This is a genomic window from Microvirga sp. P5_D2 (assembly GCF_054049475.1).
Map to the genome: position 1 here is coordinate 1 of NZ_JBFUMH010000180.1, position 10,302 is coordinate 10,302.

Annotated in this window: 11 protein-coding genes; 6 read left to right on the top strand and 5 right to left on the bottom strand. The window is 61.1% G+C overall.

Going from position 1 to position 10,302, the window contains the following annotated elements:
• Window positions 1-58: 58 nt before the first annotated feature.
• Complete coding sequence (locus tag ACXJKO_RS26730; RefSeq protein WP_457094083.1) at window positions 59-943, bottom strand: ATP-binding protein; 885 nt, start codon at window positions 941-943, stop codon at window positions 59-61.
• 192 nt (window positions 944-1,135) lie between these two features.
• Here ACXJKO_RS26730 and yajC point away from each other — a divergent pair, with 192 nt between their 5' ends.
• The 5 genes from yajC (at window position 1,136) to ACXJKO_RS26755 (ending at window position 5,388) form a co-directional block, all read left to right on the top strand.
• Window positions 1,136-1,471, top strand: coding sequence for a preprotein translocase subunit YajC (gene yajC / locus ACXJKO_RS26735; RefSeq protein ID WP_457094084.1), 336 nt, complete (start codon window positions 1,136-1,138; stop codon window positions 1,469-1,471).
• 100 nt (window positions 1,472-1,571) lie between these two features.
• Window positions 1,572-3,179 (top strand): protein translocase subunit SecD, encoded by a 1,608-nt coding sequence (secD, locus tag ACXJKO_RS26740; protein ID WP_457094085.1) that lies wholly within the window; start codon window positions 1,572-1,574, stop codon window positions 3,177-3,179.
• Between the two features lie 12 nt (window positions 3,180-3,191).
• Window positions 3,192-4,130: a protein translocase subunit SecF gene (gene secF, locus ACXJKO_RS26745; protein WP_457094086.1), complete on the top strand. Its 939-nt coding sequence runs from the start codon at window positions 3,192-3,194 to the stop codon at window positions 4,128-4,130.
• 27 nt (window positions 4,131-4,157) lie between these two features.
• Window positions 4,158-4,544 (top strand): Mth938-like domain-containing protein, encoded by a 387-nt coding sequence (locus tag ACXJKO_RS26750; protein WP_457094087.1) that lies wholly within the window; start codon window positions 4,158-4,160, stop codon window positions 4,542-4,544.
• Between the two features lies 1 nt (window position 4,545).
• Window positions 4,546-5,388, top strand: coding sequence for a phytoene/squalene synthase family protein (locus ACXJKO_RS26755; RefSeq protein WP_457094088.1), 843 nt, complete (start codon window positions 4,546-4,548; stop codon window positions 5,386-5,388).
• Window positions 5,389-5,396: 8 nt separating this feature from the next.
• Here the strand turns inward: ACXJKO_RS26755 and trmFO are convergent, their stop codons facing one another.
• The 4 genes from trmFO to ACXJKO_RS26775 form a co-directional block, all read right to left on the bottom strand.
• The gene (trmFO, locus tag ACXJKO_RS26760; protein ID WP_457094089.1) at window positions 5,397-6,815 is read right to left on the bottom strand and encodes a methylenetetrahydrofolate--tRNA-(uracil(54)-C(5))-methyltransferase (FADH(2)-oxidizing) TrmFO; all 1,419 of its coding nucleotides are present in this window, start codon (window positions 6,813-6,815) and stop codon (window positions 5,397-5,399) included.
• Between the two features lie 104 nt (window positions 6,816-6,919).
• The gene (locus ACXJKO_RS26765) at window positions 6,920-7,525 is read right to left on the bottom strand and encodes a hypothetical protein (protein ID WP_457094090.1); all 606 of its coding nucleotides are present in this window, start codon (window positions 7,523-7,525) and stop codon (window positions 6,920-6,922) included.
• Between the two features lie 211 nt (window positions 7,526-7,736).
• On the bottom strand, window positions 7,737-7,892 hold the full coding sequence (locus ACXJKO_RS26770; RefSeq protein WP_457094091.1) for a DUF1127 domain-containing protein: 156 nt from the start codon (window positions 7,890-7,892) through the stop codon (window positions 7,737-7,739).
• 249 nt (window positions 7,893-8,141) lie between these two features.
• The gene (locus tag ACXJKO_RS26775; RefSeq protein WP_457094092.1) at window positions 8,142-9,026 is read right to left on the bottom strand and encodes a calcium-binding protein; all 885 of its coding nucleotides are present in this window, start codon (window positions 9,024-9,026) and stop codon (window positions 8,142-8,144) included.
• Between the two features lie 249 nt (window positions 9,027-9,275).
• Here ACXJKO_RS26775 and ACXJKO_RS26780 point away from each other — a divergent pair, with 249 nt between their 5' ends.
• Window positions 9,276-10,058 carry a hypothetical protein gene (locus ACXJKO_RS26780; RefSeq protein WP_457094093.1) on the top strand — a complete coding sequence of 261 codons (783 nt, stop codon included), beginning with the start codon at window positions 9,276-9,278 and terminating at the stop codon, window positions 10,056-10,058.
• Window positions 10,059-10,302 lie beyond the last annotated feature (244 nt).

The window sequence follows — 10,302 nt, forward strand, 5'->3', positions numbered from 1 at the left end:
CCATCGGGATCACCGGCACAAGCCCGGTGATGACGCGCGGTGGGGTGGACCGGGCGCCTTAAATCGCCTTGCCCAACCGCCCGGCTAAATCCTGAATGAACTGCCACGCCGTGCGGCCCGAGCGCGCTCCCCGCGTCGTCGCCCATTCCAGCGCCTCGGCACGAATGGTCTCCCGGTCGCCCTGCAGGCCCAGGTGATCCACGTAGCCAAACACCATGTCGAGATATTCGTCCTGGCTGCACTTGTGGAAGCCGAGCCACAGGCCGAAGCGGTCGGAAAGCGAAACCTTTTCCTCCACGGCCTCGCCGGGATTGATGGCGGTGGAGCGCTCGTTCTCCATCATGTCGCGGGGCAGGAGGTGTCGGCGGTTGGACGTGGCGTAGAAGATTACGTTGTCTGGCCGCCCCTCGATGCCGCCTTCCAGAACCGCCTTTAGGGACTTGTAGGAGGTATCGTCCGCGTCAAAGGACAGGTCGTCGCAGAAGATGATGAAGCGATGTGGGTCGGCGCGCAGGAGTCCCATGAGGTCGGGCAGGGTCTCGATGTCCTCCCGGTGGATCTCGATGAGCTTGAGGGGAAGGGCGCCGGAGGCCCTCAACGCATTGATCTCCGCATGGACAGCCTTCACCAGGGACGACTTGCCCATCCCACGCGCGCCCCAGAGCAGGGCGTTGTTGGCCGGCAGGCCCTTGGCGAAGCGCCCGGTATTCTCGGCAAGCTGGTCGCGGACCCGGTCGATGCCCCTGAGCAGGGTCATCTCGACCCGGTTCACCTTGGGCACCGGGGAGAGCCGGCGCCCCGCCGCGTGCCAGACAAAGGCATCGGCGGCTGGCAGGTCGGCCTGGGCAATGGCGGGTGGCGCGAGGCGCTCCAGTGCGTCTGCGATACGCTTCAGAACGCTCAAGGATTCGGGGGAGGTGAGGTCGGCAGGCAGCTGGGACATGGATCAAGAACCGGTGAAGAGCCTGTGATTAGCGCAAAAAGGCGCCCCTGGTCTATGCATCAGGCTTGGGAAAGGCCTCCAACTTCATTGATTTCGCGGAGTCGATGGGTATAGTCCGGCCACTTCTAATCCCGTCTGGCGCGGGTGGGCCCCCATGAGGCCCGCCTCGCGCCTTTATCCATGGAGAGCCGCTTGTTCATTTCCCCCGCCTTCGCACAAACGGCCCCTGCCGGTGGTGACATGATGTCCTTGATCRCCAATTTCGCGCCGTTCGTCCTTATTTTCATTATCATGTGGTTCCTGATCATCCGGCCCCAGCAGCGCCGGGTGAAGGCTCACCAGGAGATGATCAAGAACGTGCGCCGCGGCGACACCGTCGTCACCTCTGGCGGCATCATCGGCAAGGTTTCGAAGGTGCTCGAGGATTCGGCCGATATCGAGGTCGAGATCGCCGACAACGTGAAGGTGAAGGTGGCCCGTGCCATGATCTCCGAGGTCCGTACCAAGAGCGAGCCGGTCAAGGCTTGAAGCAAGTAAAGCCGGTCCTCGGGCCCTGAAAAGCCCTTGAGGACCGGTTCGCCGCGCTGATCGAAGCGCGGCAGCGTGTGTGAGAAAGGTTGAGCTGACGATGCTGCGCTTCTCGAAATCGAAGATCATCGCCACCATGGCGATCATCATCATCGGCCTTCTCCTGGCCGTGCCGAGCATGATGTCCCCTGATCAGCGCAAGGCATATCTGGCGGCTGTTCCCAGCTGGGTTCCATCCTGGCTGGTGCCGTCCCGCGCCATCGTTCTCGGCCTCGACCTGCAAGGCGGCTCCCACGTTCTGCTCGAGGTGGACAGCCAGGATCTCATGCGCACCCAGCTCAATACCCTGCGTGACGACGTGCGCCGCATCCTGCGCGACACCCGCGTCTCCTCGCAGAACGGCATTCAGCTGACCCCGCGCGGCGTTCAGATTCGCGTTCCCGATGCGGCCGATCGCGAGCGGCTCATGCCGCGTCTGCGCGAACTGGCACAGCCGACAGGCAACGCCATTCTCGGCCAGGCCGGCAACAATGCCATCGCAGTCGAATCCACGCCCGAGGGCGTGATCACGCTCAACTATACTGAAGCGGGCATCAACGAGCGCGTGCGCCGCGCCGTCGATCAATCCATCGAAGTCATCCGCCGCCGCGTCGACATGGGCGGCACGACAGAGCCGAGCATCCAGCGCCAGGGCGCGGATCGCGTTCTGGTCCAAGTGCCGGGTCTGCAGGATCCGCAGGAGTTGAAGGCGCGTCTGGGCGAAACCGGCAATCTCGAATTCCGCCTGCTGGCTCAGCCGGGCGCTACCGACGTGGACCAGCTCCCCATGGACGACATGGGCGGCCAGCGGGTTCCCGTCGAGCGCCGGGTGATTGCTGCCGGCGGCGACTTGACCGACGCCCAGCCTGCCTTCGATTCCCAGTCCCGCCAGCCCATCGTCAACTTCCGCTTCAATGTCCGCGGCGCGCAGCGCTTCGGTCAGGCGACCACGGAAAATCTCGGGCGGCAGCTCGCCATCGTTCTCGACAACCGCGTGATCTCCGCACCCACGATCCAGTCGCCGATTACCGGCGGCGCGGGCCAAATTTCCGGCAGCTTCACGGTGGAGCAGGTCAACAACCTCGCCATCCTGTTGCGGTCCGGTGCTTTGCCCGCCAAGCTCAATATCGTCGAGGAGCGCACTGTCGGCCCCGGCCTCGGCCGCGATTCCATCGAGGCGGGCAAGAAGGCTACCTATGTGGCGGCCATCTTCGTCGTGATCTTCATGTTCGCCACCTACGGCGTGTTCGGTCTCATCGCGAATATCGCGCTCTTCGTTCATGTGGGCCTCATTCTCGGCCTCATGTCCGTGCTCGAAGCGACGATGACGCTACCGGGCATCGCGGGCATCGTGCTCACCATCGGCACGGCGGTGGATTCGAATGTGCTGATCTACGAGCGCATCCGCGAAGAAGTGAAGGCGGGCCGTTCCATCGTCTCCGGCATTCAGGCCGGCTTCGACCGGGCGTTCGCGACCATCATYGATTCCAACAGCACCATGGCGATTGCCGCCGTGATCCTGTTCTTCCTCGGCTCCGGTCCCGTGCGCGGCTTCGCGGTCGTGTTCATTCTCGGCATCCTGACGACGGTTCTCACCGCCGTGACCCTGACGCGCATGATGATTGCGCTCTGGTATCAGTGGGTGCGTCCCAAAGTCCTTCCGTTCTAAGGAGTGAGTATCGTGCGCCTCATCCGGCTCTGGCCCGAAAACTCCCACTTTGACTTCATGCGCTTCAGGCGCTTCTCGTTCCCGCTGTCCGCCATCGTGTCGGTGGCGACGGCGATCATGCTTGTGACCATCGGTCTCAACTTCGGCATCGACTTCAAGGGCGGTACGCTCATGGAGATCCAGGCGAAGTCCGGACAGGCCAATGTCGGCCAGATCCGCCAGACCGCCGAGGGCTTCGGCTTCGGCGATGTGGAGGTTCAGGAATTCGGCACGACAGGCGAGGTCTCGATCCGCTTCCCCATCCAGTCGGGCGGCGAATCCGCACAGACCGCCGTGGTGCAGAAGGCGCGCGATACTTTCAGTAACGAATACGATTTCCGCCGCGTCGAGACCGTCGGTCCGCGCGTGTCCGGCGAGCTGGTTCAATCCGGTACCATCGGCATCGTGCTTTCGGTTCTCGCGGTTCTGTTCTATCTCTGGTTCCGCTTCGAGCGTGAACTGGCGGTGGCCTCGATCATCGGCACCCTGCACGACATCGTGCTCACCATCGGCTTCTTCGTGATCACGCGGCACGAGTTCAACATGACCTCGATCGCGGCGATCCTTACCATCGTCGGCTACTCGCTCAATGAGACCGTGGTGGTGTTCGACCGAACCCGCGAGCTGATGCGGCGCTACAAGACCATGCCGACGGAAGAGCTTTTGAACCTGTCGATCAACCACACCATGTCCCGCACGATCATGACGGCGGTGACCACGGCGCTCTCGCTGCTGGCGCTGGTGCTGTTCGGTGGTCAGGCGATCCAGGGCTTCGCCCAGGTCATGCTCTACGGCGTGGTGATCTGCACCTACTCGGCAATCTGCATTTCGTCGCCCATGCTGATCTATATCGGCCTGCGCAGCTCCGAGAGCGTGAAGGTATCGGAAGGCAAGGCCGTCGCAGCGGAGTGAGGCCATGAGCGCAAACAGAGTGAGGTCATGAGCGAAAACCGCCTCTACGATGGCTTCATTCCCGGACGTTACCCGTTCGATGCCTATGGCAACGGCGGGTTCCGCTTCGCGGATATGTCCCATCGTGGATCGGTTCTCGCGCTGCCTTCGGGCATCAAGGCTTGGCCGATTGCTTCCATCACCGAGCTGACCGACGAGGTGCTGGAACCGATCTTCACTGAAGCCGCCGAGATCGAGCTCCTACTTCTCGGCACGGGCGCCGATATCGCGGCGATTCCCAACGCCTTCCGCGAGCGGTTCCGCGAGGCGGGCATCGGCCTCGACGTCATGCAGACCGGGGCCGCAGCACGCACTTACAACATCCTTCTGGCCGAAAACCGCAAGGTCGCCGCCGCGTTGATCGCCGTTGGTTGAGATGGCCGAAGCACAATCCAACTTCGCGCATTGCGAAGCGCTCGTTCGCGAAGCCGATCCCGACCGTTATTGGGCAAGCCTCTTCGCGCCGGAAGACAAGCGCGGTTATCTCCACGCGCTCTACGCCTTCAACTACGAGATCGCCCGCGTGCGCGAATCCGTCCGCGAGCCCATGCTCGGAGAAATTCGCCTGCAATGGTGGCGCGACGCACTCCAGGGCGAGGCGAGGGGCGATGTGCGGGCCAATCCGGTCGCGGCAGCCCTCGACGAAACCATCGTCAAGTTCCGCCTGCCTCGGCAATCCTTCGTGGACCTCATCGACGCGCGGATGTTCGATCTCTACGACGATCCCATGCCTAACTTGAACGATCTCGAAGGCTATTGCGGAGAAACGTCATCGAGCCTGATCCAGCTCTCCAGCATTATCCTCAATGACGGCAAGGACCTCGGCACGGCGGATGCGGCGGGCCATGCGGGCGTCGCCTATGCGATCACCGGCCTGCTCCGGGCCTTTCCGATCCATGCGCGACAGGGACAGCTCTATGTTCCGACAGATCTTCTCGCGCGTCACGGCGTGGTGCGCGACGACGTGGTAACCGGGCGCGGCGGGCCGGGGCTCAAAGGCGCGCTCGCCGATCTGCGCGCCGTCGCCCGCAGGCATCTCGACCATGTGCGGACACTTCGCCCGAAGATCCCTTCCGCCGCCGAGCCGGCCTTCCGCCAACTCGCCCTCGTGGAGCCGTATCTCAAAGCCATGGAGCGGCAGGAATACGACCCGCTCCACACGCCGGTGGACCTTCCGCAATGGCGGAAGGTCTGGGCGCTCTGGCGCGGGCCGTTTTAAAAGCGCAACTACTCCGCCGCAGCCGGCATTTCGCCCGCAGCCATCCATGCGGAGAGATCCTCGCGCGCGCGATCCGTCAGCATCTTTTTCTTCGCAATCGTCTTGGCCGCGCCGCGCAGGCGCTTGCCGTCTTCCGCTTTCGGAGCGCGGTCGAGGGGCGGGAAGAGGCCGAAATTCACGTTCATCGGCTGGAACGAGCGCGGGCCTTCATCGATGGTCTCGATGTGCCCGCCCGTGATGTGGTTGATGAGCGCGCCGAGCGCCGTGGTGTGTGGCAGGGGCTGAATGGGGTGGCCCAGCCGCTCGGCAGCGGCGAAGCGGCCGGTCATGAGGCCCACAGCCGCGCTCTCCACATAGCCCTCACAGCCGGTGATCTGCCCGGCAAAGCGCAGGCGTGGCATGGCCTTCAGGCGCAGGGTCGGATCGAGGAGCTTCGGCGAGTTCAGATAGGTGTTGCGGTGAATGCCGCCGAGACGGGCGAATTCGGCATTCTCCAGGCCGGGGATCATACGCAGGATGCCGGTCTGTGCGCCGTATTTCAGCTTCGTCTGGAAGCCGACCATGTTGAACAGGGTGCCGAGCGCATTGTCCTGGCGCAGCTGCACGATGGCATAGGGCTTCACATCAGGGTCGCGAGGATTGGTGAGACCCACCGGCTTCATGGGGCCGTGGCGCAGAGTTTCGCGGCCACGCTCGGCCATGACCTCGATGGGTAAGCAGCCGTCGAAATAGGGGGTGTTGGCCTCCCACTCCTTGAACTCGGTCTTGTCGCCCTCGATCAACGCGTCGATGAAGGCCTCGTACTGCTCCTTGGTCATGGGGCAGTTGATGTAGTCCTTGCCCGTGCCGCCGGGGCCGACCTTGTCGTAGCGCGACTGGAACCATGCGACGTCCATGTTGACGGACTCGCGGTAGACGATGGGCGCGATGGCATCGAAGAAGGCAAGCGACGTTTCGCCGGTCAATCCGAGGATTGCTTCTGCAAGGGCAGGTGAGGTGAGGGGGCCGGTCGCGACGATGACGGAAGACCATTGCTCTGGCGGAATGCCGGCCACTTCGCCACGCTCGATGGTGATGAGGGGGTGTGCCTGAAGCGCTGCCGTGACCGCATCCGAGAACCCGTCCCGGTCTACGGCCAGCGCGCCGCCGGCGGGCACCTGGTTGGCATCGCCCTTGGCCATGATGAGCGAACCGAGACGGCGCATTTCCTGGTGGAGCAGGCCGACCGCATTGGTTTCGGCATCGTCGGAGCGGAAGGAATTGGAGCAGACGAGCTCGGCCAGCCCTTCCGTCTTGTGGGCATCCGTGCCGCGCACCGGGCGCATCTCGTGAAGAATGACGGGAATGCCGGCTTGGGCGATCTGCCAGGCCGCTTCCGACCCCGCGAGGCCGCCGCCGATGACGTGAATGGGTTCAATCGTGCTCATGGGCACGAAGTAGCGAGCGAATTTGCTCCAATCAAGGAGAATTCGGCTTAAGGATCGGCCAAGCGAAGTGCCCGCCTCTCATGGGGAGAGGCGGGCGGTCGCGATCAAAGCAGATAGAAGTCCGAAACGGACAGGGCCGTACCAGCCTTCAGGCTGGCGAACTGCACCGCAGCGCCGGCTCCGTTGCCGTCGGCATCGTAGAAGAGTGCACCGGTCTCCTTGTCGTACACGATGCGGTCGTCGGCATCCTGAGCGCTTTTGCCAACGATGAAGTTCGAAGCGGCTAGCGCACTGATGAACTCCGTGCGGGGAGCCGCCTTTTCGAGCTTGTCGAACGTAACTTCGGTGGCAAGTGCGATCTTGTCGCCAGCTTTGCTATTGAAGTCGCAGATGCGATCAACTGCATCAAGATGCCCGAAACCGAAGATATCGGCGCCGGAGCCGCCCTTCAGGACGTCCTTGCCGGCTCCGCCAGTCAGCAAGTCGTTGCCGCCGCCGCCGTCGAGCACGTCATTGCCACGAGCACCTTTGAGATTGTCGTCATACTTGGAGCCAACCATGCGATTGTCTCCGTCGTAGGCCTTCAAAACAAAGCCCTCGCCCTGGAATTCCAAACCCATCGGCGAGTAGTTTTTAGTGCTGAACTTCTTGAAAGACATAATGTTCTCTTTGGTAACGAAACCTGCTCGTAATGCTGCAGGCTTCACCATCTCACATTCCGTATCAGTTATTGTAATGAGATAACATGACACATCTCTCCGATCATGGAGGGGGCGGCTCGCGACATATGTCAGGTGTAACGGATCAAGAGAATCGAGGCGGGAATTCTTCAGCTTCAGACGGTGTACAGCGAAGGGCTCAGCACAAAAGAAAACGCCCGCTGGAAGCGGGCGAGAACCATTGCTGCAGTGCAGCTATTTTTTAGGCGATAGCGTTCTGACGGGCGACGCTATCGATCTGGAAGCGCGAGATGCCGAGATCGTCGAGCTCGCGGTCGGAGAGCATGGAAAGCTCACGAACGGTGTCGCGATAACGCATATAGGCGCGGACTTTAGAGAGGATGTAGGACACGAACATTGGGATACTCCATCAGTTGACCGGCCCCTGTGACCGGTGGCCTTTGCTCTTGTGTGTGCAATGCAGCATATAAGGCCGTGGGCCTCAAAAGAGGAGTGGTAATAATGTAGGTCTGTTATGCTTTAGTAGCATAGCACCCTAATGCCAAGTTAACGGACCTGTTCGGCGAGCATGGCGCAGGCCCCAGCTCTAAGCGAAACAACCCCGGCCAAGGCCGAGGCTGCTGAAATAGGTGAGGCCGCCAGAGTGTTAGAGTACGTAAAAATCGAACTTCGTCAGGGACAATCCGGCTTTCACCTGGGCGAATCTGATCGCGGACAAGCCGCCGACGCCGTCGGGATCGTAGAGCAGGGTGCCGGTCGATTTCTGGTAGAGGATGCGGTCGCTTGAATCGAGCGCCGCCGAGCCGAGCCTGAAAGCACCCGCCGAGAGCCAGCCATCACGGCCGACGCGGGTGAAAATCTTGTTGTCGAGCATGATCGTGTCATCGGCCGGCCGAAAGTCGGTGATCGTATCGATATTGCCGGTCGAGGGCGTGGAGTCGAATACAAAGTAATCCTTGCCCGCGCCGCCGGAGAGCGTGTCCCGGTCCAGGCCGCCGCTTAGATAATCGCTGCCGAAATCGCCGACCAGGAGGTCCCGGCCTGTGCCGCCGTAAAGGTCGTCATCGCCGCTTACGCCGTAGAGCTTGTCGTTTCCGGCATCGCCAAAGAGGATATCGTCGTTGCCATAGGAATAGATGGCATCGTTGCCGTTGCCACCGCGGATCACGTCCGCATAATCGTTGCCGTAAAAGGTATCGCTGTTGCCGTTCAGCGACATGTACCAGGCATAGCCCGAGAGCTCGTCCACATTCGTATAGAGATCCAAGTCCTTGATGGACAGAACGGCTGCGCCGGCATTCTCATAGAGCAGGTCGTCGATGATGATGTCGTAGCCGTTGCTCCAATACCAGGCGCGATAGCTGTCCACCTGGGCGCTGCCATAGACATCGTAGATCGCCAACTGGCCATCGTCGTAGGCCACCTCCGTATCGATCAAGGGGTTCAGCCCCACGAACGTCCAGCCGGAGCTGTCGGTGTTCGTCATATTGAAGCCCGCACCTGCGGCGTTGAAAGCTTGAAAGATGGCCATGGCGGCGTTGTTCCTGATGAAGTAGCGAACAGGAATTAGCCTATAGGAATGAATGTGAACTTAAGCTGCACAGTGGCGATGGAAAACGTTAAGCTGAGCGGGAGGCAGCACCGGCGATGCTGTTGCAGGATGAATATGTATTCATAAAACTTGTCAAAGTATAAAACCAAATAGTTGTTTTAAAGCTGGAACTTGATCTCTGGGCGTGGCGTTCTCAGTCCACCTTTTGACTTCGGTGGAGTAAACGTCATGAAGAAAATCGCCCTTGGGGCAGCCTTGCTGCTGCTCAGTACGACGGCTTATGCCCAAACCACGACGAGCCCGAACGCGAATGGTTCGTCCTCGTCCTCCAATTCTGAGATGATGCTGCGTCAGCAGGGCAGCCGTCAGTCGGAGAGCACGATTGGCTCGACCCGCACGAATGCGCAGGTGAATACCCGCGAGCAGGGCAGCACCCGTGTTGGTGTCRGCATTGAGACCCGCGAGCGTAGCGGCGTCTCCGTTCGCTCCCGTACCGTGCGCGAAGTCGAGGAGCCGAGTGTTTCGGTAACCCGCCGACGCAGCGTGACGACTTATGAGGAACCTGAGACCGAGATCCGCCACACCATCGTCAAGAAGAAGCCGGTCGCCAAGAAGGTCTCCGTCAAGAAGACGAAGAAGGTTGCCGTGAAGAAGCGCCGCTATCATGTCGTCRAGGAGCCCGTGGAGGTTCGCCGTCGCACCGTGCGCCGCTACGAGGAAGTGAACGAGCCGAGCGTGACCGTGAATCGCCGCACGACGGTGCGCAGTACGCGTGATGTATCGCCTTCCGTCGGTATCTCTGTTGAACAGCGTCGGAACATCAGTGGGACGACCCGCAGTTCGAGCGATGTGAACGTTTCAAGCTCGCCTTCGACGACCGGTTCGGTCTCGACGCGCAGCACGACGAGCGGAAGCGATGCTGCCAACGCGAACTCAAGCAACGCGCGCAAGCTGCCGATTCAGCAGCAGGGTGGATCCTCGTCCGATACGAACAAAACGATGGGGCAGTAATCACGCATTCCTGTCGCATGCGAAAGGGGCCGATTTCTCGGCCCCTTTCGTTTTGAACGCGGTGGGCTCATGCGTTTTCTATTATTGTGCAAAACGAGCATGCCGCGTTGAGGATTATTTTAATTGCGCTCAAGCTCAACAAAGATGTGATTCCAAGCTCAGCTTGCAGCAGAAAGATTTCCACATTTATTTGGAAAACAACAACAGGATAATCGAAACTTTGTCTGAATGTTCGCGTTAGCCC